This is a genomic window from Micromonospora carbonacea (assembly GCF_014205165.1).
Classification (GTDB): Bacteria; Actinomycetota; Actinomycetes; order Mycobacteriales; family Micromonosporaceae; genus Micromonospora; species Micromonospora carbonacea.
In genome coordinates this window covers 3357829-3381330 of record NZ_JACHMZ010000001.1, presented here as the reverse complement: position 1 = coordinate 3381330, position 23502 = coordinate 3357829, and the positions used below count along the sequence as shown (strand labels likewise).

At 76.2% G+C, this 23502-nt stretch carries 10 protein-coding genes; 4 read left to right on the top strand and 6 right to left on the bottom strand.

The genetic code is table 11. The features are described from left to right. Positions 1 to 14: 14 nt before the first annotated feature. Both HDA31_RS14665 and HDA31_RS14660 read right to left on the bottom strand, forming a co-directional pair. Positions 15 to 1520 (bottom strand): class I adenylate-forming enzyme family protein, encoded by a 1506-nt coding sequence (locus HDA31_RS14665; protein ID WP_246383981.1) that lies wholly within the window; start codon positions 1518 to 1520, stop codon positions 15 to 17. Continuing rightward, the gene (locus HDA31_RS14660) at positions 1517 to 7198 is read right to left on the bottom strand and encodes a non-ribosomal peptide synthetase/MFS transporter (protein WP_219824927.1); all 5682 of its coding nucleotides are present in this window, start codon (positions 7196 to 7198) and stop codon (positions 1517 to 1519) included. The genes HDA31_RS14665 and HDA31_RS14660 overlap by 4 nt, the downstream gene beginning before the upstream one ends. A gap of 140 nt (positions 7199 to 7338) precedes the next feature. Here HDA31_RS14660 and HDA31_RS14655 point away from each other — a divergent pair, with 140 nt between their 5' ends. Further along, positions 7339 to 10179: a condensation domain-containing protein gene (locus tag HDA31_RS14655; protein ID WP_178065505.1), complete on the top strand. Its 2841-nt coding sequence runs from the start codon at positions 7339 to 7341 to the stop codon at positions 10177 to 10179. 160 nt (positions 10180 to 10339) lie between these two features. Beyond that, on the top strand, positions 10340 to 15793 hold the full coding sequence (locus tag HDA31_RS14650; RefSeq protein WP_178065504.1) for an ATP-binding protein: 5454 nt from the start codon (positions 10340 to 10342) through the stop codon (positions 15791 to 15793). A gap of 66 nt (positions 15794 to 15859) precedes the next feature. Here HDA31_RS14650 and HDA31_RS14645 read toward each other — a convergent pair whose 3' ends face one another. The 3 genes from HDA31_RS14645 to HDA31_RS14635 are packed head-to-tail and all read right to left on the bottom strand — an operon-like array spanning position 15860 to position 18261. After that, positions 15860 to 16324 carry a hypothetical protein gene (locus HDA31_RS14645; RefSeq protein ID WP_074476481.1) on the bottom strand — a complete coding sequence of 155 codons (465 nt, stop codon included), beginning with the start codon at positions 16322 to 16324 and terminating at the stop codon, positions 15860 to 15862. After that, positions 16299 to 16931: an RNA polymerase sigma factor gene (locus HDA31_RS14640; RefSeq protein ID WP_178065503.1), complete on the bottom strand. Its 633-nt coding sequence runs from the start codon at positions 16929 to 16931 to the stop codon at positions 16299 to 16301. Before HDA31_RS14640 ends, HDA31_RS14645 begins: the two co-directional genes overlap by 26 nt. A 28-nt stretch (positions 16932 to 16959) precedes the next feature. After that, positions 16960 to 18261: a S8 family peptidase gene (locus tag HDA31_RS14635; protein ID WP_178065502.1), complete on the bottom strand. Its 1302-nt coding sequence runs from the start codon at positions 18259 to 18261 to the stop codon at positions 16960 to 16962. A 187-nt stretch (positions 18262 to 18448) separates the two neighbouring features. Between HDA31_RS14635 and HDA31_RS14630 the strand changes: the two genes are divergently transcribed. Together HDA31_RS14630 and HDA31_RS14625 are read left to right on the top strand one after the other, a co-directional pair. Further along, positions 18449 to 21058 (top strand): CHAT domain-containing protein, encoded by a 2610-nt coding sequence (locus HDA31_RS14630; RefSeq protein WP_178065501.1) that lies wholly within the window; start codon positions 18449 to 18451, stop codon positions 21056 to 21058. 126 nt (positions 21059 to 21184) lie between these two features. Then, positions 21185 to 21979, top strand: a complete 795-nt coding sequence (locus HDA31_RS14625) for a S1 family peptidase (RefSeq protein ID WP_178065500.1) — start codon at positions 21185 to 21187, stop codon at positions 21977 to 21979. Between the two features lie 62 nt (positions 21980 to 22041). Here the strand turns inward: HDA31_RS14625 and HDA31_RS14620 are convergent, their stop codons facing one another. Next, positions 22042 to 23334 (bottom strand): YncE family protein, encoded by a 1293-nt coding sequence (locus tag HDA31_RS14620; RefSeq protein ID WP_178065499.1) that lies wholly within the window; start codon positions 23332 to 23334, stop codon positions 22042 to 22044. Between the last annotated feature and the right edge of the window lie 168 nt (positions 23335 to 23502).

The following is a 23502-nucleotide window of genomic DNA, read 5'->3' as shown; positions in this document are numbered from 1 at the left end:
GGTGTCGGGGTGGATCAGTTGTCGAACAGGCCGGTGAGCTGCCGCTTGAGCACCTTGCCGCCCTCGTTGCGGGGCAGCTCGGCGAGCAGCAGCAGCCGGGCGGGAAGCTGGTAGTCGGCGAGCCGGTCGGCGAGGAAGGCGCGTAGCGCCGGCAGGGTCAGCCCGGCGGCGTCGGCGTGCGGCCGGGCCACCACGGCGGCGGCGACGGCCGAGCCGAGCACCGGGTGCGGCAGGCCGACGACGGCCGCCTCGGCGACGAGGGGGTGCTCGTGCAGCGCCGCCTCGACCTCCAGGCTGGAGACCTTGAACGCGCCGGACTTGATGACGTCCTGGTGCCGGTCGGTGAGGTAGAGGTAGCCGTCGGCGTCGACGCGGCCGACGTCGCCCATCCGCACCCACCCGGCCCGGAAGGTGGCCCGGTTGGCGTCGTCGTCGCGGTAGTAGGCGCGGGGGTACGGCGCGCGCAGCCACACGTCGCCGGTGACGCCGGGCGACAGCGGGTTGCCGTCGGCGTCGGCGACGCGCAGCTGCCCGCCGACCGGGCGGCCCACCGCGTCCCGGCGCGCCGGATCCCAGATCATCGTGGTCTGGGCGGGGGCGGCCTCGGTGGAGGTGTAGTAGTTGACGATGGTGGCCTCGGGGAAGGCCGCGGCGAGCCGGGCCGCCACGGCCGGCGGCAGCGCCGCCGCGGTCGACCCGATCAGGTGCACGCCGGAGGCGTCCCGGCCGCGCAGCGCCCCCGAGTCGAGCAGCTCGATGGCCATCGACGGGACGACGAACAGCGTCCCCGTGCCCGGGGTCTCCACCAGCCGGGCGAACCGGACCGGCGTGAACGTGGGCAGGGTGAGCGCGCCGGCCTTCGCGGTCAGCGCGTTGAACAGCATCGTCTGCCCGGCGTTGGTGCCGATGGCGAACGCGTGCAGGAACCGCTCGGAGTGGGCCAGCGCCAACCGGCGCGGGTGCGTCGGCGCGCCGGCGGTCAGGTTGGCGTGGCTGGCGGCGACGCCCTTCGGGCGGCCGGTCGTGCCGGAGGTGTAGAGGATCTGCGCGAGGTCGCCGGGGCGTACCGGCGGCGGGTCGGCCCCGTCGGCGGGCCCGGCGGCCAGGTCGGCGGCCCGCCACACCGGCAGCCCGGCGGGGGCGGGCGGCGCGGCCGTGGCGTCGCCGTGCACGACGGCGGCGGCCCCGCAGTGGGTCAGCGCGTGGCCGAGCTGCCCGGCGGCGAGCCGGTCCGACAGCGGCACCGCGACCGCGCCGGCCCGCAGCACCCCGCAGTACGCCACCGCGAAGCCGGTCCAGTCGCGGGCGCCGAACACCAGGCCGACCCGGTCGCCGGGGCGCACCCCCCGGCCGCGCAGGCCGGCGGCGACGGCTGCCGCGCCGGCCGACCAGTCGGCGAAGGTCAGCGCCCGCACCCCGGCCACCTCGACGGCGACCCGGTCGGGGTGCAGGGCGGTGCGCCAGGCCAGCAGCTCCGGCACGGTCCGGGCGGCCGGCGGGGCGGCCGTCGCCGCCGTCACCGCGACCCGCCCGAAGCGCCCTGGGCCTGCCCCGCGTCGGCGGCGGCGCGGGCCGGACGCCCGGCGGCGCGGGCCTCGCGTTCGGCGATGCCGACCAGGTCGTCCGGCGGCGCGTCGGGCACCTCGTCGTCGAACCGGGCCAGCACTGGCGTGGCCAGCGCCACGAGGGCGGTCAGCGCGATGCACACCCCGAACACGACGTAGAGCAGGCCGTGGCCCCGGCCGGGGCCGACGCCGATGACCGCGCCGACCGTGCCGGCCAGCGCGCCGCCGGGCAGCAGCAGCGGCTCGGCGACCCGCGCCGCGAACGGGGCGACGAGCCCCCAGCCCAGCGGCATCGTCGACCAGGCGATCATCTGGTTGAGCGCGAACACCCGGCCGTGGAAGCGCGGCGGCACCTTCGTCTGGATGATCGTGTTGTAGACGCCGTTGACGACGCCGAGGGCCAGGTACATGCCGAACGCGCCCGCCCCGACCACCAGCGGATCCGGCCGCAGCCCGGTCAGCACGGCCGCCGCCGCGATGCCGAGGGTGCCCAGCAGCACCGCCCGCATCCGGCGGCGGCTCGGGCCGCCCCAGACCAGCATCACCAGGCCGCCGACGGCCGCGCCGACGCCGCCGGTCAGCGCGATCCGCGCCACCTGGTCCAGGTCGGCGAAGCCCAGCACCAGCGGGGAGAGCAGGTACAGCGCCGGGAACAGGAACAGGTTGAGGGCGGCGAAGAACGCCAGCATGGCCCGGAACTCGCGGCGGCGCAGCGCGTACCGCAGGCCGGCGGCCATCTCCTCGCCGATGCCCTCGCGGCGGTGCAGGGCCAGGGTGCGGGGGAACCGCACCAGCGTCAGCACCCCGACCGCGAACACGTACGAGGCCACGTCGATGAGCAGGATGCCGCGCAGCCCGACGACGTCGAGCAGGGCCACCGCGACCAGCGGGACGGTGAACTGGGTCAGCCCCATCGCGGTCTGGGTGACGCCGTTGGCGTGGCCGAGGAAGCGCTTGGGCACGAGTTGCGGCACCGCCGAGACGAACGCCAGGCGTTGGAACGCCAGCGCCACCGACAGCCAGGCGACCAGCGGGTAGAAGTGCCACACCTGCGCCCGGTCGGCCAGCACGAGGGCGGCCAGCACGGCGTTCGCGCCCCCGGCGGCGAGGCCGGCGGCCAGCAGCACCCGCCGCCGGCTGCTCCGGTCGGTCACGGCCCCGGCCAGCGGCGCGACCAGCAGCCCCGGCAGTAGGCCGAGCACGGCGAACAGGGCGAACCGGGCCAGCGACCCGGTCTCCAGGTAGATCCACAGAGGGATCGCGAAGTTGGTCAGCGCGGTGCCCATGCCGGAGACCACCTGACCTGCGGCGACCAGGCCGAACCGGCGCATGCTCGGCTCCGGGGCGCGGTCCGCGCCGGCCGCCGGCCCCGGAGCCTGCGCCGACCCGGGCGGGCCGGCGGGCCGGCGGGAGATCCCGGCGAGCTGCCACGCGGGCTCCGCGCCGGCCGTCGCGCCGGGCCCGGCGGCCGCGGCCCCGGCCCGGGGGTCGGCTCGCGGCGCGTCGGCCGGCGACGGCGCGGTGGCCGGGGGCGCGGGCGGGGCCGGGGCGTCCACCTGCCGGTGCACGGTCGTGACGATCTCGGCCAGCTCGGCGGCCCGGTACTTCAGGAAGTAGTGCCCGGCCTCGTCGACCACGGCGAGGGCGGTGCGGTCGCTGAGGAAGTGCCACTCCCGGAACCGCTCGGCGTGGTAGTCGGTGCTGCGGTCCCGCTCGCCGACCACCGAGATCAGCGGGGCGCGCAGCGGGGTGACCCGCCGGCGCATCAGCTCGGTGAAGTACTCCTCGGAGACCCGGGCGTCGTGGCGCATCGCCCGGATCAGGAACGCCACCTCGTCCGGGGCGAGCGAGCCGACCGAGGTGCCCTGCGCCTGCAACCAGGTGCGATAGATCCGGTCGCTGCGGATCCGCTCGGCCAGCCGCAGCCGCAGCAGCGGCCCGAGCGGCCCCCCGGCGGGACGGCCGAACGGGAACACCGCGCCGAGGTACACGGCGTCGAGGTCGCGTCCCCGCGCCTCCAGCAGCCGGGCCACCTCCACGGCGAGGGCGCCGCCGGGGCCGCAGTGCCCGTACAGGATCACCGGGCCCGGCACCCGGGCCAGGATCTCCTCGGCGACCCCGGCGGCGACCTGGTCGATCGGCGCGGGGTCGTCGGCCAGCCCGATGTCGTGGCCCGGCATGGCCACCGACAGCAGCCGGTACCCGGCGGGCAGCGCGTCGGCCAGCGGCTGGTAGACCACGGCGCTGCCGCCGCCGTACGGGACGCAGACGAGCGTGGCCACGCGGTCGGCGGCGGCCACCGGCGGGGTCAGCTCGTGCAGCAGCCCCGCCGGTCCGGTGTCGCCCCCGGCGGCCAGGGCGGCCAGCTCGCGGACGGTCCGGTGCCGGAACAGGTCCATCACGCTGACCGTGCCCGTCGCGCCGCCGGCCACGGCGGGCAGCTCCCGGCGCAGCCGGGCCACCACCTGCGTGGCCAGCAGCGAGTGCCCGCCGAGGTCGAAGAAGTCGTCGGTCGCGCCGACCTCGGCCACCCCCAGCACGGCCTGCCAGATCGCGGCGACCAGCGTCTCCACCGGCCCCGCCGGCGGCACCCGCTCGCCGGCGGGGACGTCGTCGGTCGGCGCGGGCAGCGCCCGCCGGTCCACCTTGCCGTGCTCCTGCAACGGCAGCCGGTCCAGCACCACCCACCGGGAGGGCACCATGTGCTCGGGCAGCCGGTCGACCAGGACGCGGCGCAGCCGCGCCGGCTCCGGGGCGTCGGCGTCGGGCGTCGGCTCCAGGTAGGCGACGAGCCGGTCGTCGCGCAGCAGCACCGCCGCCTGGTGCACGCCGGGGCAGTCGCGCAGGGCGGCCTCGACCTCGCCGAGCTCCACCCGGTAGCCGCGGATCTTCACCTGGTGGTCGCGGCGGCCCAGGAACACGAGCTGCCCGTCGGCGCGCCACCGGCCCAGGTCACCGGTGCGGTACAGGCGCGCCCCCGGCGGCCCGTACGGGTCGGGCACGAACCGGTCGGCGGTCAGGCCGGGCCGGTGGAGGTAGCCGCGCGCCAGGCGGTCCCCGCCCAGGTACAGCTCGCCGGGCACCCCCACGGGCACCGGCCGCATCCGCTCGTCGAGCAGGTGGACCCGGGCATGCGGCAGCGGCCGGCCGGTCGGCACCGGGCCGTCGGCGGGCCCGTCGGCGGTCACCTCGTAGGTGGCGACGCCGACCGTGGCCTCGGTGGGGCCGTAGTGGTTGAACACCCGGGCCGTCCCGGCGGCGGCCAGCGGCGCGATCCGTTCCAGGTCGGACGCCTCGCCGCCGAGGATCAGCGCCCGGGCGGGCAGCAGGTCGCCCGGCCCGGCGTCGGCGGCCAGCGCCGCCAGGTGCGACGGGGTGATCTTGAGGTAGTCGATGCGGTGCGCGCGGAGCTGCTCGGCCAGCTCCGCGCCGGTGCACCGGCGCGGCACCAGGTGCACCGTCCCGCCGGTGGCCAGCGCCAGATAGAAGACGGTGACGGCGAAGTCGAACGATATCGACTGCAACAGCGCGTACCGGGCGGCCGGGGCGACGGCGAACCGGTCGGCCACCCCGTCGAGGTAGCGCAGCACCTGCCGGTGCGCGACGGCCACCCCCTTCGGGACGCCGGTGGACCCGGAGGTGTAGATCACGTACGCCAGGTCGCCGCCGCTGCCGGCCCCGGGCGGCGTGTCGGGCCGGGCGGCCACCTCGGCGGCGATCTGCTCCAGGCAGGCCACCGCGACGCCCGGGGCGTCCGGGTCGGCCGCCCGCGTGGCGACCGGTTCCGCCGGCAGCCGGTCGCGCAGCCCGGCGTTGGTCAGCACCACGGCGGGCCGGGCGTCGGCGAGCATCAGGCCCGTCCGGGCCGGCGGCTGCTCCGGGTCCAGCGGCAGGTACGCCCCGCCGGCCCGCAGCACCCCCAGCAGCGTCACGGCCAGCTCCACCGACTGTTCCAGCAGCACCCCGACCAGGACGTCGGGGCCGACCCCGCGCCCGCGCAGCCAGTGCGCCAGCCGATTGGCCCGCCGGTCCAGCTCCCGGTAGGTGATCGCGTCCGCGCCGCACACCACGGCGGGCGCGTCGGGGGTCGCGGCGGCGTGCGGGGCGACCAGGTCCGCCAGGGTGGCCGCCGCGCCGGTGACCCCGGGCCCGCCGTCGGCCGCCAGGTCGTCGCCGGGCGTCGGGTCGTCGCGGTCGGGGCGGGCGAGCGCCAGCACCCGGGCGCGTCCGGCGTCGCCGAGCAGGTCCAGGTCGACCACCGGCAGGTCCGGCCGGGCGACCGCCGCGCGCAGCAGGGCGTCGAGGCTCGCGGCCAGCCGGGCGACCGTGTCGGCGTCGAACAGGTCGCTGTTGTAGACGACCATGCCGCGCAGCCCGTCGGCGGCCTCGCTGACGTACAGCGACAGGTCGAACCGGGCCGCGGCGGCGTCCGCGCCGAGGCTCTCGCTGCTCAGCTCCCGTGGCCACCGGCCGCCGCCGCGGGCGTAGTTCTGCAACGTGAACAGGACCTGGAACACCGGGGAGCGGCTGACGTCGCGGGGCACGTTCAGCTCCCGGACCAGCCGCTCGAAGGGGATCTCCTGGTGGGCCAGGGCGCGCACGACGGTGCCGCGGGTGCGCCGCAGCAGGTCGGCGAAGCTCGGCTCGGCGGCGGGGGAGTCGGCGGTCGCGCCGATCGGGGCGAGGTCGGCGCGCAGCGCGAGGGTGTTGACGAACAGGCCGACCAGGTTCTCCAGCTCCGGCACCACCCGGCCGGCGACGGGGGAGCCGATGGCGAAGTCCCGCTGGCCGCTGTAGCGGAACAGCACCGCCTGGAGGCCGGTGAGCAGGGTCATGTAGAGGGTGGCCCGGTGCGCGCGGCTGAGCCGGCGCAGCCCGTCGGTCAGGTCGGCGTCGACGGTGAACCGGTGCGTGCCGCCCGCGTACGACTGCACGGCCGGTCGGGGCCGGTCGGTGGGCAGCTCCAGCGGGGGCACCCCGGCCAGCGCGCCGGCCCAGTACGCGAACCCGTCCCCGGACGCGGGACCGTCGAGGCGGGCGCGCTGCCAGGCGGCGTAGTCGACGTACCCCAGGGTGGGGGCCGGTGGCGGCGGCCCGCCGTCGCGCAGCGCGGCGTAGCCGGCGGCCACGTCGCCCAGCAGCAGGTCCAGCGACCAGCCGTCGCTGACGATGTGGTGCATGGCCAGGTGCAGCACGTGGTCGTCGTCGGCGAGGCGGATCACCAGCGCCCGCAGCAGGGGAGCGACGCCGAGGTCGAACGGGGTGCGCACGGAGGCGGCCACCAGCTCGCGGGCGTCGGCCAGCGACGGCGCGTCGACCACGGTGACCGGCACCCGCGCCTCGGGCAGCACCGCCACGACGGGCTCGCCGTCGGCGTTCTCGGCGAACCGCATGCGCAGGCTGTCGTGTCGCGCGGCGGCGCCGTCGAGGGCCGCGCGCAGCAGATCGACCGCCAGGGGGCCGCGCAGCCGGGTCGTCGACCAGACGAGGTACGCGGCGGTGCCGGGGGTCAGCTGCTCGGTGAACCAGATCCGCTCCTGCCCGAATGACAGCGACGGTTTCTCCGCAGAACGGTGGAACGTCGTTTTCGGCGGGGTGTATGTGGCCCGCGTCGGTACGTCAACATTGGTCACGCGGAAGCCTTCTCACACGCCGGGTCGGTCGGAAGCAGTAGTCTGCATGCTGCAAACGGAGCATCGCGTCGTCTGATCGGTCTACTGTGGAAAATCCGATCGACCGACCCGGCGCCCTACCGCCCGTCGTACGGTCGGGAATGCGATTCGTCGATGCGGTCGTGCCCGCCGAGTGGGCGCACGAGACGCTGCTGTCCGCGCCGTTCCGTGGCGTCGGCTCCCCGCCGGCCCCGCTGACCTGGGCGCAGCAGGTGACGTGGCGGGCGGACGCCCGGTACGGCTCCCACCACCGCTTCCTCAGCCTGCGCCGCACGGTGTCGCTGTCGGCCCGGGCCGGGGCGGATCCCGAGCGCGCCGTCCGGGCGCTCGGCGCGCTGGTGGGCCGGCACGCCTCGCTGCGTACCCGGGTCCGCGTGGTCGACGGCGGGCCGTGCCAGCAGGAGGCCGCGACGGGACACCTGCCGGTGCTGGTCGTGCCCGGCGCGGACGACGGCGCTGCCGCCGCCCGCGACGTCGCCGACCGGCTCGCCGACGTCGCGTTCGACCACGCGCAGGAGTGGCCGGTGCGGGCCGCGGTGGTCACCGTGGCCGACCGGGTACGCCAGGTCGTGCTGGTGTTCAGCCACTCGACGGTGGACGCCCACGCCGCCGAGGTGGTGCTGCGGGACCTGCGGCTGCTCCTGCTGCGCGGGCGTCTCGACACCCCGCCCGGTCCCCAGTCGGCGGACGTGGCCCGGCTCCAGCACACCGCCGACGGGCGGCGCTCCGCCCGGACGGTGGCGTACTGGCTGCGGGAGTTCGACCGGCTGCCGGCCGGGCCGCTGCCGGACGGCGGCCCCGGCCTGACCCCCCGGCTGCGCCGGGGCGTGCTGGTCTCCTCGGCCGTCGACGTGGCGTCCCGGATGATCGCCGCCCGGCACCGGGTCAGCACCTCGGCGGTGCTGCTCGCCGGGGTGAGCACCCTGGCCGCCGCCCGCTCCGGCCGGGAACTCTGCGGCGTTTTCCCGATGGCGCACAATCGGTTCCCGGCCGGTTACGCGAATGCCGTGGCCAACCTCGGCCAGATCGGATTCTGCGTGCTGGACCTGAGCGGCCGGCCGGCATTCCCGGAGGTGCTCTCCCGCGTCTGGCGGGCGTCGCTGAACGGCCTGCGGCACGCCTATTACGATCCGGCCGCGCTGCGCGCCGCATTCGCCGCGGCCGGGCGCGATTACGACTCGGCATTCCTGCCCCACTACTATTTCAACGACGTCCGGCTGCCCGTCGGCGGCCCCGCCGCCGTGCCGGAGGCGACCCGGGGCGAGCTGCGGGCCGCCGCGGCGCGCAGCGGCTTCTCCTGGACGGCCGGGCTGAGCCGGTCCTCCTGGCACCTGTTGACCCACGTGGTCGACGCACCGGGCGGGGTGGGGCTCACCCTGAGCGCCGACACCCGGCACGTCGCCCTCGACGCGGTCGAGGTGTTCCTGCGCGAGTTGGAGGAGTTGCTGGTGGACGCCGCGTTCGCCGAGGTGCCCTGGCCGTCGCCCGCCCCGGCGACGCCCCCGCCGCCGCCGCCCGCCCTGCTCCCGGCCGCCGCCGGCGAGGAGCTGGCGTACGCGGAGTTCACCGGCGGCCGGGACGCGACCGGCCCGCTCACCTGGGGCCAGCGGGCGATGTGGCGGGCCGTCGAGGTGTTCGAGTCGCCGCGCCACAGCGTGCTCAACCTGCGCCGCACGCTGGCCGTGTCCCGGCGCGCCGACGTCGACGTGGCGCGGGCCGTGCGGGCCGTCGCGGCCCTGGCGCGGCGGCACGAGTCGCTGCGCACCCGGGTCCGCTCGGTCGACGGCGAGCTGTTCCAGTCGGCCACCGGGGCGGGCCGGTTGCCCGTGCTGGTGCACCCGGTGGCCGACGCCGTGGCGGATCCCGACGGCCGGGTCGCCGCCTCGGCGCTGGCCGCGCGGCTGGGCGACCCCCGCTTCGACCACGCCGCCGAGTGGCCGGTGCGGGCCGCCCTGGTCACCGTGGCCGACCGGGTGCGCCAGGTCGTGCTGGTCTTCAGCCACTCCACCGTCGACTTCCACGCCACCGAGACGGTCCTGCGCGACCTGCGGATGCTCCTGCTGCGGGGGTCGGTGCCCGCCCCGGCGGGCCCGCAGTCGCTCGACGTCGCCGAGCGGGAGGGCGCCGGCGAGCGCCGCCGCGGCGACCGAGCGGTGGCGTACTGGACGCGGCACTTCCCCGACCTCGCCGTCGGCCTGTTCGACCCGGTCGGCCCCGGCCTGACCCCCCGCTACCGCCGGGGCTCGCTGGTCTCGCCGGCCGTGCGGCACGCGGCCCGGCTCGTCGCCGCCCGGCACGGGGTCAGCAACGCCACGGTGCTGCTCGCGGCCACCGCCGCCGTGCTCGCCGCCGGTGGCGGCGGCGACGTCTGCGGCGTGTTCACGATGGTCAACAACCGCTTCCAGCCCGGGTACGACGGCGCGGTCAGCAAGCTCAACCAGATCGGGCTCTGCCGGATCGACCTGGCCGGCCGGCCCGCCTTCGCCGAGCTGCTCACCCGGGCCCGCGCGGCGTCGCTGGACGCCTACCGGCACGCCTACTACGACCCGAGGGAGCTGGAACGCGCGTTCGCCGCGCGGGGCCTCGACTACCACACCGCCCTGGCCCCGTTCTGCTACCTCAACGACATCCGGCTGCCGCCCGCCGTCGACGCCGACCCCGCCGGCTGGGACGAGGCGACGCTGCGGGCGGCGGCGGAGCGCAGCGCGTTCCGCTGGGTGGAGGAGCTGGACGCGTTCAGCTGGCGCTGCCGCCTCCAGGTCGTCGACGCCCCCGGCGCGGTCGAGCTCTCCGTGACCGTGGACACCCGCTACCTGCCGCCGGAGCGGGCCGAGGGGTTCCTGCGCGCCGTCGAGGCCCTGCTCGTCGAGGCGGCCTACCGGGACGTCCCGTGGCCGTGGTCGCCGCCGCCCGCCGGCCCCGGCGACGAGTGCCCTGGTTAGGCGTGTGCGGCCAACGGTCTTTGGTGGTTTCCTACAACGTCGGCCGCGCAGCCTGCGCTGTCTGCGACATGGCGCTGCCCGCCGGTAGAGGGAAGGGTGAACACTGCCGGGGTCGCAGTGTCGCGTGCGCCCGTCGTCGGTCTACAGGAGGGCTGGGTCGGTGTTCAGTCGTGTCGCCATCGTCAACCGTGGAGAGGCCGCGATGCGCCTCATCCACGCCGTCCGGGACCTGGCCGCCGAGACCGGGACACGGATCGAGACCGTCGCCCTGCACACCGACGTCGACCGCACGGCCACCTTCGTCCGCGAGGCCGACCTGTCGTACGACCTGGGTCCCGCCTCGGCGCGGCCGTACCTCGACCTGAAGGCCCTGGAGCGCGCCCTGGTGGAGACCGGGGCCGACGCCGCGTGGGTCGGCTGGGGCTTCGTCGCGGAGGACCCGGCGTTCGCGGAGCTGTGCGAGCGGGTCGGCGTCACCTTCGTCGGGCCGAGCGCGGACGCCATGCGCAAGCTCGGCGACAAGATCGGCGCGAAGCTGATCGCCGAGGAGGTCGGCGTGCCGGTCGCGCCGTGGAGCCGGGGCGCGGTGGAGACCCTCGACGACGCCCTGGCCGCCGCCGAGCGGATCGGCTACCCGCTGATGCTCAAGGCCACGGCGGGCGGGGGCGGGCGCGGCATCCGGGTGGTCACCAGCTCCGCCGAGCTGGCCGACGCCTACGAGCGCACCAGCCAGGAGGCGGCCCGCGCGTTCGGCAGCGGCGTCGTGTTCCTGGAGCGCCTCGTCACCGGCGCCCGGCACGTCGAGGTGCAGGTGATCGCCGACGGCGGCACCGCGTGGGCGCTGGGCGTGCGCGACTGCTCCGTGCAGCGGCGCAACCAGAAGGTCATCGAGGAGTCGGCGTCGCCGGTGCTCAGCCCCGAGCAGGCCGCCGAGCTCAAGGCGTCGGCCGAGCGGCTCGCCGTCGCCGTCGGCTACCGGGGCGCCGCCACCGTCGAGTTCCTCTACCACCCCGGCGACCGGCTGTTCGCGTTCCTGGAGGTCAACACCCGGTTGCAGGTCGAGCACCCGATCACCGAGGTGACCTGCGGGTTCGACCTGGTCAAGGCGCAGCTGCACGTGGCCTCCGGCGGCCGGCTCGACGGCGCGCCGCCGGTCGAGCGCGGGCACGCCATCGAGGCCCGGCTCAACGCCGAGGACCCGGACCGCGACTTCGCCCCCTCCCCGGGCCGCATCGCCCGGCTCGACCTGCCCGCCGGGCCCGGCATCCGGGTCGACACCGGCGTCAGCGCGGGCGACACCATCCCCGCCGACTTCGACTCCATGATCGCCAAGATCATCGCGTACGGCCGCGACCGCCACGAGGCGCTCGGCCGGCTGCGCCGCGCCATGGCGGAGACCACCGTGATCATCGAGGGCGGCGCGACGAACAAGAGCTTCGTGCTCGACCTGCTCGACCAGCCCGAGGTGATCGACGCCAGCGCCGACACCGGCTGGATCGACCGCGTCCGGGGCGAGGGCCGGCTCGTGACGCACCGGCACTCCGCCGTCGCGCTGGCCGCCGCCGCCATCGAGGCGTACGAGGAGGAGGAGCGCGCCGAGCGGCAGCGGCTGCTGTCGACGGCGTTCGGCGGGCGTCCGCAGGTGCAGCACGCCAGCGGCCGGCCGCTGGACCTGAAGCTGCGCGGCGTCGGCTACCGGGTCCGGGTGGCGCGCGTCGGCGCGCACCGGTTCCGCGTCGGCATCGAGGCCGGCGACGGCGTGCGCACCGCCGACGTCGAGCTCGACCGCTTCGACCGGCACACCGGGCAGATCGCCGTCAACGGCACGCGCTACCGCCTGCTCACCGGCACCCACGGGCCGGTGCACCTGGTCGAGGTCGACGGGGTGACCCACCGGGTCAGCCGCGACGAGGGCGGCGTCGTCCGCTCGCCCGCGCCCGCGCTGGTCGTCGCCACGCCGCTGGAGGTCGGCGCGGAGGTAGAGGCGGGCGCGCCGGTGCTGGTGTTGGAGAGCATGAAGATGGAGACGGTGCTGCGCGCGCCGTTCCGGGCGCGGCTCAAGGAGTGCGCCGTCTCCGTCGGCAGCCAGGTCGAGACGGGCGCGCCGCTGCTGCGCCTGGAGCCCCTCGCCGACGACGCCGCCGCCGAGGACACCTCGTCCGGCCCGGCCGTCGAGCTGGACCTGCCCGCCGCCCCCGCGACGGTCCCGGCGCGCGAGCGCGCCACGCGCGGCCAGGAGGACCTGCGCAGCCTGCTGCTGGGCTTCGACGTCGACCCGCACGACGACCGGCGGGTCCTCGACGACTACCTGGTCGCCCGCCGGGCCGCCGCCGAGGCCGGCTACCGGCCGCTGGCCGAGGAGTTCGGGCTCGTCGACGTGTTCGCCGACCTCGCCGAGCTGAGCCGCAACCGGCCGGCCGGCGAGGACGGCGACGGCCACGTCTTCAGCGCCCGCGAGTACTTCCACACCTACCTGCAGTGCCTCGACGTCGAGCGCGCCGGCCTGCCGGACACGTTCCAGGCCAAGCTGGCCAAGGCCCTCGGGCACTACGGCGTCACCGAGCTGGAGCGCACGCCCGCCCTCGAGGCCGCCGTGTTCCGGATCTTCCTCGCCCAGCAGCGCGCCGCCGCCGACGCCACGGTCGTCGCGACGCTGCTGCGCGAGTGGCTGCGCGAGCCCCCGCCGGACGACGTGCTGCGCGAGCCCGCCGGCCTCGCGCTGGAGCGGCTGGTGGCCGCCACGCAGGTCCGCTTCCCCGTCGTCGCCGACCTCGCGCGCGGGGTGGTGTTCGCGTGGCTGGGCCAGCCGCTGCTGCGCCGCAACCGGGCCCGCGTCTACGCCGCCGTGCGCCGGCACCTGCGCCACCTCGACGCCCAGCCCGACGCGCCGGACCGCGCCGAGCGCGTCGCCGAGATGGTCCGCAGCACCGAGCCGCTGGTGCGGCTGCTCGGCCAGCGGCTGGTCCGCGACCACCTCGACAACGCGGTGATGCTGGAGGTGCTGACCCGCCGTTACTACGGCAACAAGGGCCTCACCGACGTACGCACCAGCTCCGTCGCCGGCTGCACGTTCGTCGTCGCCGACCGGGCCGACTCGCGGGTGGTCTCCGCCGCGGTGCGGTTCGAGGCGCTGGGCGACGCGCTGCGCGGGCTGGCGGAGCTGGCCGGCGGCGAGGAGGCCGTCGACGCCGACGTCTACCTCGCCTGGGAGCGGCAGCCGGAGGACTCCGACGCGATGGCGGCGGCGCTGCACGAGGTCATCGGGGCCTACCCGCTGCCCGCCCAGGTCCGCCGGATCACCGCCACCGTCGCCGGCCGCAGCGGCGCGGTGATGCACCACCACTTCACGTTCCGCCCGTCGACCACCGGGATGGCCGAGGAGCGGCTGGTCCGCTTCCTGCACCCGTACATCGCGCAGCGGATGCAGCTGGAGCGGCTGCGCAAGTTCGACCTGACCCGGCTGCCGTCGTCGGACGAGGAGGTCTACCTCTTCCGGTGCGTGGCCCGGGAGAACCCGTCCGACGAGCGCCTCGTCGCGTTCGCCCAGGTGCGCGACCTGACCGAGTTGCGCGAGCACGACGGTCGGCTGGTGTCGCTGCCGACGGCCGAGGACACCGTCGCCACCTGCCTGGACTCGATCCGGCGCGCGCAGTCGCGGCGGCCGTCGAACAAGCGGGCCAACACCAACCGGATCGTGGTCTACGTCTGGCCGCCGAGCGACATCACCCGCGCCGAGCTGGAGACGATCGCCGGTCGGGTGCTGCCGACGACCGCCGGCGCGGGGCTGGAGGAGATCCTGTTCATCGCGCGGCAGCGCGACCGGGAGAGCGGCGAGCTGACCAAGATCGCCGTGCGGGTCTCCTTCGACGCCACCGGCGCGGCCGAGCTGACCGTCGGCGAGCCGTCGGACGAGCCGGTCGAGCCGCTCGACGACTACCGGCAGAAGGTGCTGCGGGCCGCCAGCCGCAACACGGTCTACCCGTACGAGCTGACCGGCCTGCTCGGCGAGTTCGTCGAGCACGACCTCGACGAGCGGCACGCGCTGGTGCCGGTCGACCGGCCCCGGGGCCGCAACCGCGCGGCGCTCGTCGCGGGCGTGGTCACCACCCGCACGACGCGCCACCCGGAGGGCGTCACCCGGGTCGTGCTGCTCGGCGACCCGACGAAGTCGCTCGGCGCGCTGTCGGAGCCGGAGTGCCGGCGGGTGATCGCCGCGCTGGACCTGGCCGAGTCGATGCGGGTGCCGCTGGAGTGGTACGCGCTGTCCTCCGGCGCGCGGATCTCCATGGAGTCCGGCACGGAGAACATGGACTGGGTGGCCGCGGCGCTCAAGCGGATCGTCGAGTTCACCCAGGACGGCGGCGAGATCAACATCGTGGTCGCGGGCATCAACGTCGGCGCGCAGCCGTACTGGAACGCCGAGGCGACGATGCTCATGCACACCAAGGGTGTCCTGGTGATGACGCCGGACTCGGCGATGGTGCTCACCGGCAAGCAGTCGCTCGACTTCTCCGGCGGCGTCTCGGCGGAGGACAACTTCGGCATCGGCGGCTACGACCGGGTGATGGGTCCCAACGGGCAGGCGCAGTACTGGGCGCCGAACCTGACCGCCGCGCGGGACGTGCTGATGGCGCACTACGACCACACGTACGTCGTCCCCGGCGAGTCCGGGCCGCGCCGGGCGACCACGACCGACCCCGTCGACCGCGACGTCTCCGACTTCCCGCACATCATGGCGGGCAGCGACTTCGCCACGGTCGGCGAGATCTTCTCCGCCGAGGCCAACCCCGACCGCAAGAAGCCGTTCGACATCCGCAGCGTCATGCGGGCCCTGTCCGACCAGGACCACCCGGTGCTGGAGCGCTGGGCGGGGATGGCCGACGCGGAGACCGCGGTGGTGCAGGACGTGCACCTGGGCGGCATGCCGGTGTGCCTGCTCGGCATCGAGTCGCGGTCGGTGCCCCGGCGCGGCTTCCCGCCCACCGACGGCCCGGACACCTACACGGCGGGCACGCTGTTCCCGCGTTCGTCGAAGAAGGCCGCGCGGGCGATCAACACGGCCAGCGGCAACCGGCCCCTGGTCGTGCTGGCGAACCTGTCCGGCTTCGACGGCTCGCCGGAGTCGATGCGCAAGCTCCAGCTGGAGTACGGCGCGGAGATCGGCCGGGCGATCGTCAACTTCCGCGGCCCGATCGTGTTCTGCGTGATCTCCCGATACCACGGCGGCGCGTTCGTGGTCTTCTCGAAGGCGCTGAACCCGAACATGACCGTGCTGGCGCTGGAGGGCTCGTTCGCGTCGGTGCTGGGCGGCGCGCCCGCCGCCGCCGTGGTCTTCTCCGGCGACGTCAACGCGCGCACCGCCGCCGACCCGCGGGTGCGGGACCTGGAGGCCCGCGTCGCGGCGGCCGCCGGCACCGACCGGGCCGCCCTGACCGCCGAGCTGGACGAGCTGCGCTCGTCGGTGCGGGCCGAGAAGCTGGGCGAGGTCGCCGCCGAGTTCGACCGGGTGCACAACATCCAGCGCGCGGTCGAGGTCGGCTCCGTCGACGCCGTCATCCGCGCCGCCGAGCTGCGGCCCCGGATCATCGAGGCCATCGAGTCCGGCCTGCGCTGAGCCGTGCTCCGGCCGGCCGACGCCCTCGGGCGCCGGCCGGCCGGGGCGGTTCCGGCGGGGGGCTGCTCAGCCCAGGCTGACCCAGTCGGTGGCGACGGCGTACCCGTCGGCGCGGGCCGACAGCCGGACCGGGCCCGACGGGGGAGCGCCCAGCGAGAAGAAGCCCACCTCGTCGACCGCCGACTCGTCGTAGGGGCCGGTGGCCGTGCGGGCGGTGACCCGGCCGCCCCGGGGCGGGGAGAGCTGGCCGACTATCCCGGCCTCGGTCACCTCGATCTCCAGCACCACCTGCCCGCTGCGGAACGACAGCGTGCGGGCCGAGCCGCCCGAGCGGGTCAGGCCGGCCGGTTCGGCGTCGCACGCCGAGTCGAACATCAGCTCGGCGACCGCCAGTTCGGCGTCGACCGTCCGCCAGGCGAACGCGGCCCGCGCCGCGGTGAGGAACTCCTCCGGGACGGGCCCGGTGTCCCACAGCGCGGCGCCCAGCTCCACGGTCAGGGCGTCGTCATCGGCCGGCGGCCACGGCGCCATCGCGTTCACCCCCGCTCGTGTCCAGGCCACGGCGCACCCCGAGGAACGGGGCGAGCGCCGGGCAGGCGCGCAGCTTGCGCAGGCAGCGCGCCTGGGTCGGGCCGATGCTACCCACCGGCATGCCCAGCCGTTCGCCGATCTCCCGGTAGCTGGCCGGCGGGTCGGCCGTCAGCAGCGCCAGCAGGTCCTGGCAGCGGGGCGGGAGCTGCGCGAAGCCCTCCCGCAGCGCCTGCCGCCGCTCGGCGCGCAGCAGCTCCTCGTCGGGCGTCACCGCGTCCACCAGCGACCCGTGCCGGGCGTCGAGCGCGTCGTCGTAGGGGTCGACGGGCCGCATGCGGCGGTCGAGGCGGGACAGCCGGTAGCACTCGCGCCGGGTCGTGGTCGCCAGCCAGGCGGCCAGCGCCTCCGGGTCGCGCAGTTGACCGAGCCGCTCCACCAGGCGCAGCCACACCGTCTGGTTGACGTCGGCGGCGTCGGCGCGGCTCATCCCGTGGGCCCGGATCACCGCCACCACCAGCGGCGTGTAGCGGCGCACCAGCTCCGCCCAGGCCGCCTCGTCGCCGCCGGAGGCCGCCGCCACCAGGCGGGTCGCCGTCGTGTCGGTCACCGCGCCTCCCCGTGGCCCGTCGCGCGGCTCATGCGACGAACACCCCGTAGTCGGGATGCCAGCGGGGATTCGTCAGCAGCGCGAGCCGCGCCGCGTCGGCGCTCAGGCCACCGGCGGTCATCATCGCGGCGAGCCTACCGGAGACGTGGCCCGTGGCGAAGGAGCTGCCGGCCCACGTCGCGAAGCCGTGGAACACCAGGGTCGGTCGCCCGGGCAGCGGCAGTTGGCCCTCGACGTACGTGCTGTCGCGCTCGCCGAGCGCGCAGGCGTCGACCCACGGGCCGAAGCCGCTGTAGGGCGCCGGCGCGAGGACCCCGCCGTCGCGGCGCACCGCGGCCACGGCGAGCACCCGTTCCAGGGCGGCCGGCCAGGCGGGACGGCTGCTTCCGGCGTTGCCGGCGGCGGCCACCACGGCGGTCTGCGCCGGCAGCGCGGCCACGGCGTTGACCAGCGGCAGCGGGGGCACGTCGTCCTGGGTGAAACCGCCGAGGGACAGGTTGATCACGGTCACCTGCGAGCCGAGGCGGGACATGGCGGCCACCAGCATCGCCTCGTCGCCGACGCCGGTGGGGTTCAACGCCTGCTCGGGGTCCACCCGCACCCCCGGCGCGGCCTGCCGGACGACCCCGGCGACGAAGGTGCCGTGCCCGCCCTGCGGGGCCAGCGTGGTGCCGGAGACGTAGAGCGCGTCCAGGTCGTCGGCCTCCGGCAGGTAGCTGCCGCCGAGCCACTGGGGGTGCCAGGCGCCGGCCTGCTGCCAGATCCCGGTGTCGCAGACCCCGACGGTGACGCCGGCCCCCTCGCCGAGGCGGGACGGGTCCGGCGGCGGCAGCGCCGCCGCGGCGCGGGGCGGGCTGCCGGGGTTGCCCATGATGTTGCCCAGGCCCAGCAGCACGTGGTGCGGCTGCACCCGGGGGACCTGCTGGCCGGGCCACTGCCTCGGGTCGCGCAGCGCCGTCACCACCGCCGGCACGTCGGTCTCCTTGGCGAACAGCAGGCGGGTGACCCCGGCGAAGCCGGCCCCGGCGTTCACCTGGTGCCCGCGCGAGCGCAGCCAGGACAGCACCCGTTGGACGTCGGCGTTGGCGGCGAGCAGCTGCCGGGGGCGGTAGAGGAACTCCCGGCCCTGCGTGGTGAAGCGCCGCACGTCGGGGTCAGCGGCCAACGCCGTGGAGAACGCCTTCTGGTACGCCTCGTCGTCCGTGCCCTCGGCGGCGGCCGGTCGCGCCCCGCCGAGCGGCACCGCCGCGGCGCACGCGGCGAGGGCGAGCAGCCCTCGCCGGGACAGTCGACCGGCGGGAAATGGCGTGCGGGGGCGGTCAGGAAGCACCGGTCCTCCAGGCGGTCGCGACGTGCGCGGTCGGCGGTGTCCCGGTGCGACAGCACGTCGGGGCGCTGTCGATTCTTCCAAAGCATAGTTGAAAGTCAATTGGAGGAATGGGCGGTCCAATGCCGGCAATTTCCACTGTCGGACCCCGGATTGACGGTGGCCGGGTCCATCGGGAACGCTGTCTGCCATGGCCGACAGCGCCGGTTCCGCCGGCGCGGCCCAGTCCGCGCTCGACGCCGTGCAGCGCTATCCCCGCGAGGCGATCGCGACCGCGCAGCGGGTGCTCGCCGGGGGCCGCGCCGTCGTGGGTGACGAGCGGTCCACCGCCGAACGGGCGATCGGCCTGGCCCTGCGGGAGCTCAACGACCTGCCCGGGGCGCTGCGTCACCTGCGCCGGGCGGAACGGGCCGCCACGACGCCCCGGGCGCGTGCCCTGGCCCGGATGAGCCTCGGCTACGTGCTGGCCAACGCCGGCCGCACCGCCGCGGCGCTGCGGGCGGTGACCGCCGCCCTGCCGCAGCTCACCGGCGCCGACGCCGGGCGCGCCCGGATGCAGCGGGGCGTGGTGCTGCACTACCGGGGCCGCTACGACGAGGCGGTGCGCGACTACTCCCTCGCCGTCGACATCGCCCAGCGCGAGGGCGACCGGCTGCTGGAGGCCCGGGCCCGCAACAACCGGGGCCTGCTCAACGCCCACCGGGGCGCGCGGGGCCGCGACGACGACCTCGCCCGGTCGGCGGCGATCTTCGAGGGGCTGGGGCTGGACCTGGCCGCCGCCGACGCCCGCTGGAACCTGGGCATCGCGGTCGGCCAGCGCGGCGACACGGTGGGGGCGCTGCGCTGCTTCGCCGAGGTCGAGCAGGATTACGACCGGCTGGCCGTGCCCCGGCCGGCGCTGCTGCTGGACCGCTTCGAGCTGCTGCTGTCGGTGCCCCTGCTCGACGAGGCGGTCGAGGTCGCCGCCGTGGCCGTGCGGGAGCTGAACCGCCGGGGCATGGCCTCCGACCTCGCCGAGGCGCTGCTGGCCCGGGCCCGGGCCGCGCTGCTCGCCGGCGACCTGGACACCGCCATCGGCACGGCCGCGCAGGCGCGGGCCCGGTTCCGCCGCCAGGGTCGCCGCACCTGGGCGGCCTTCGCCCGGCACGTCGAGTTGCGCGCGGAGTTCCGCCGGGGCACCCGGTCGGCGGCCCTGTTGACGGCGCTGGTGCGTACCGCCGGTCAGCTCGACGCGACCGGCTGGCCCGGCCCCGCGCTGACCACCCGGATCGACGCCGGCCGGCTGGCCGCCGCGCTGGGCCGCGTCGACCGCGCGGCGGAGCTGCTGGCGGCGGCGGCCCGCGCCCGCCGGTGGGGCACCGCGCCCGGCCGGGCCCAGGGGTGGTACGCCCTGGCGTTGTCGCACCGCCTCGCCGGGGACGACCGGGCCGCGGCGCGGGCGCTGCGGCGCGGGCTGGCCGTGCTGGACAGCCACCGGGCCTCGCTCGGCGCCACCGAGCTGCGGGCGCACAGCGGGGCGTACGGGCAGGAGCTGGCCGCCGAGGGCCTCGACATCGCGGTCCGCTCGGGCGCGCCGGCGCGGGTGCTGGCCTGGGCGGAGCGGTGGCGGGCCAGCGCGGTGCGCACCCGGGCGGCGCTGCCGCCGGCCGACCCGGACCTGCTCGCCGCGCTCACCGAGCTGCGACTGGTCAGCAGCCTGCTGGAGGACGACCTGCTGGCCGGTCGGCCGGCGCACGCGCTGCGGGGCCGGCAGGCGCGGCTGGAGCAGCACATCCGCGACCTGTCCCGCCGGGTGCCCGGCGGCGGCGCCGTGGCGGCCCCGCCCGGCGTGTCGACGCTGGCCGGGCGGCTCGGCCCGCGCGTGCTGGTCGAGCTGGTGGCGCATGGGGAGCGGCTGCGGGCGGTGCTGGTCCGCGACGGCCGGGCGACGCTGCACGACCTCGGCCCGCTCGCGGAGGCGGCGAACCGGGCCCGGCTGCTGCGGTTCGGCCTGCGCCGGCTGGTCACCACCGGCGACTCGGCGGGTGTGCGGGCCGGGGTGGCGCACGCGGCGACGGCGCTGGACCGGCAGCTGTTCGACCCGCTGCGCCGGCACCTGGGCGACCGTCCCCTGGTCGTCGTCCCGATCGGGGCGCTGCACGCCGTGCCGTGGGCGGGCCTGCCCAGCTGCGCCGGCCGGCCGGTCACCGTCGCTCCCTCGGCGACGGCCTGGCTGGCCGCGGACCGCCGGGACGCGCCGGACGGGCCCCCGGTGCTGGCGGCGGGTCCGCGCCTGCCGGCCGCGCAGACCGAGGTGCGCCAGCTCGCCGGCGTGCTGCCCGGCGCGCGGGTGTTCACCGGTGCGGACGCCACCGCCGGCGCGCTGACCGCCGCGCTGGACGGTGCGGCGCTGGCCCACATCGCCGCGCACGGCACGTTCCGGGCCGACAACCCGCTCTTCTCCCGCCTGGAGCTGGCCGACGGCCCGCTGCTGGCCTACGAGCTGGAGCGGCTGCCCCGGCCGCCCGGCTGCGTCGTGCTGTCCGCGTGCGACTCGGGGCTGTCCGGGGTGCGCCCCGGCGACGAGGTCATGGGCTTCACGGCGGTGCTGCTGGCCCGGGGCGCCCGCTGCCTGGTGGCCACCGTGCTGCCGGTGCCGGCCGAGCCCACCACCGCGCTGATGCTCGACCTGCACCGGAGGATGCGGGGCGGCGCGCGGCCGGCGCGGGCCCTGGCCGACGCCCAGGCCGCGTTCGTGGCGACGGGCGACGCCGCCGCCCTGGCCACGGCGGCGGCCTTCGTCTGCTTCGGCGCCGGCTGAGCGCGGCGATAGCACCGTCGTATGACCAGGTGAGGATGATTGGTAATCGACTGTCGTAAATATGATTCCCGTCATCCGAAGGCGGCGCGTCACCCCCGGCGCACCGCAGATGATGCGGAGGAACACATGGTTCGCTGGCGCACCCTCACCGGCCTGTTGGCCGCCGCGCTGGCCGCGGTGACCGCGGGCAGCCTCACCCTCGCCGCACCCGCCGCCGCGGGCGACGCCACGGTCACCCCGAACGTGGTCGGCGGCACGCCCGCCGCCCAGGGCGAGTTCCCCTTCATGGTGCGGCTCTCCATGGGCTGCGGCGGCGCGCTCTACAGCCCCACCCTGGTCCTCACCGCCGCGCACTGCGTCAGCCGCACCGGCGCCAACACCAGCATCACCGCCACGCTCGGCGTGGTCGACCTCCAGTCGGCCAGCCGGATCACCGTCCGGTCCAACTACGTCTACCGCGCGCCCGGCTACAACGGCTCCGGCAAGGACTGGGCGCTGATCCGCCTGGCCACCCCGGTCACCGGCCTGGCCACCCTGCCCATCGCCACCTCCGGCGCGTACGACAGCGGCACCTTCACCGTCGCCGGCTGGGGCGCGGCGCGCGAGGGCGGCGCGCAGCAGCGCTACCTGCTCAAGGCCACCGTGCCGTTCGTCAGCGACTCCGTCTGCAGCGCCAACTACGGCGGTGACATCATCCCGGCCGAGGAGATCTGCGCCGGCTACGCCTCCGGCGGCACCGACACCTGCCAGGGCGACTCGGGCGGCCCGATGTTCCGCCGCGACGCCGCCAACGCCTGGATCCAGGTCGGCATCGTCAGCTGGGGCAACGGCTGCGCCCGCCCCAACTACCCGGGCGTCTACACGCAGGTGAGCTACTTCGCCTCCGCGATCGCCTCGGCCGCCGCCAGCCTCGGCGGCTGACCACCCCGACAGACGGGCGCGGCCCGGCCGGTGATCCGGCCGGGCCGCGCCCGCGCGGGGGACTACCGGGCAGCCGGCGGGGTCCAGCCGGCGGGGAGGTGCCCGATCCGCACCCGCTGCGGGTGGTCGCCGACCGGCACGCTGACCACCTTCTGGCCCGTGGCGAAGCTGATCGCGGTGACCTGGTCGGCGCCCGACTCCGAGATGACGCAGTCGCGGCCGTCGCCGCTCACCGTCGCCCAGTACGGCTTGCTGGCGGTGACCAGCGGACCCGGCGTGAGGGTGGAACGGTCGACGATCGTGGTGTAGTCGTCCATCGTCCCGGCGACGCAGAGCTTCGCCCCGTCCGGGCTGATCGACATGCCGTGGTGCCGCGAGTCGTTGACCCACTTCGTGCGGTCCTCGGTGGTGTTCGGGTTCTTCGGCAGCGTGGCGACCCGGGTGACCCGGTCGCCGGCCACGTCGTACTCGACGAAGCCGTTGAAGAACGACACCTGGAAGTAGAGCCTGCTCTCGTCCGGGGTGAAGACCGCCGGCCGGACGGCGTCGGAGAGGTCGCTGCGGCCGTACGCGTCGAGGCGGGGCCGCATGTCGATCTCCTTCACCTTCGCGAAGGTGCCCGCGTCGGCGATGGTGATCTTCCGGTCACCCTTGGTCCAGTCCTGCGACGGGGCGTCGAAGGAGCTGTTGACGTCCCCGATGGACATGTTCCAGATGTACCGGCCGCCGCCGGTGAAGATGTTCTCGTGCGGGGTGTCGCCGGTGCCGAACGAGCCGAGCTGCTTGCCGGTGTCGATGTCGAGCACGTGCACGGTGTCCGAGGTGGACGCCGACACCGCGACGCGGGTGCCGTCCGGGGAGACGGCCATGTGGTCGGAGCGGAACCCGGAGACGGGGAACCGCCAGCGCACCGCGCCCGTGCGCAGGTCGATCGAGACGACGTCGGCGAAGCTGGGCCGGGACGCCACCAGCGCGGTGCCGTCCGGCGTGGTGTACATGTCGTCGACGAGCTGGTCGTGCCCCTCGCCGGGGCCCTGCTGGATGCCCAGGTAGAAGGCGAGCTTGATCGGGTTGAGGTAGATCTCCCAGAGCCGCTGCTGCTTGTCGGGCACGACGTTGACCCGGCCGAGGCGGGCGTAGTCGCCCCGGGAGCGGATGACGTCGACGGTGCCCTCCCAGTTGTTGCCGACGAACATCACCTCCTCCAGGGCGGCGGCGCCCACCGGGGCGGCGGGGGCGGCGACGGCCGGGGCCGGCGCGGCGACGGCCACGACGGCGAGGGCGGCGGCGACGGCCCCGTACCGCCGGGCGCGGGGACGGCGGACGGGCGGGGACGACGGTGCTGCTGCGGGCATGGGCTGCTCCTGCCGGTGGGGCGACCGATGGTGGCGTTCCGCGTGCGCTGGTGCGGTGTTACTTTGCGGTAACAGAAGGAAACCAACCGAAGCCGGACTCCCGGTAGGGCACGGGGGCCAAAACCCGGCCAGGTCGTTGTGGACGGGCCACAGTGGCCCGGGCGGAGG

Bases quoted from the DNA above. Each gene is read 5' to 3' on its own strand.
- HDA31_RS14630 (WP_178065501.1), top strand. From the start codon at position 18,449: ATGGCCGACAGCGCCGGTTCCGCCGGCGCGGCCCAGTCCGCGCTCGAC.
- HDA31_RS14620 (WP_178065499.1), bottom strand. From the start codon at position 23,334: ATGCCCGCAGCAGCACCGTCGTCCCCGCCCGTCCGCCGTCCCCGCGCC.
- HDA31_RS14625 (WP_178065500.1), top strand. From the start codon at position 21,185: ATGGTTCGCTGGCGCACCCTCACCGGCCTGTTGGCCGCCGCGCTGGCC.
- HDA31_RS14645 (WP_074476481.1), bottom strand. From the start codon at position 16,324: ATGGCGCCGTGGCCGCCGGCCGATGACGACGCCCTGACCGTGGAGCTG.
- HDA31_RS14655 (WP_178065505.1), top strand. From the start codon at position 7,339: ATGCGATTCGTCGATGCGGTCGTGCCCGCCGAGTGGGCGCACGAGACG.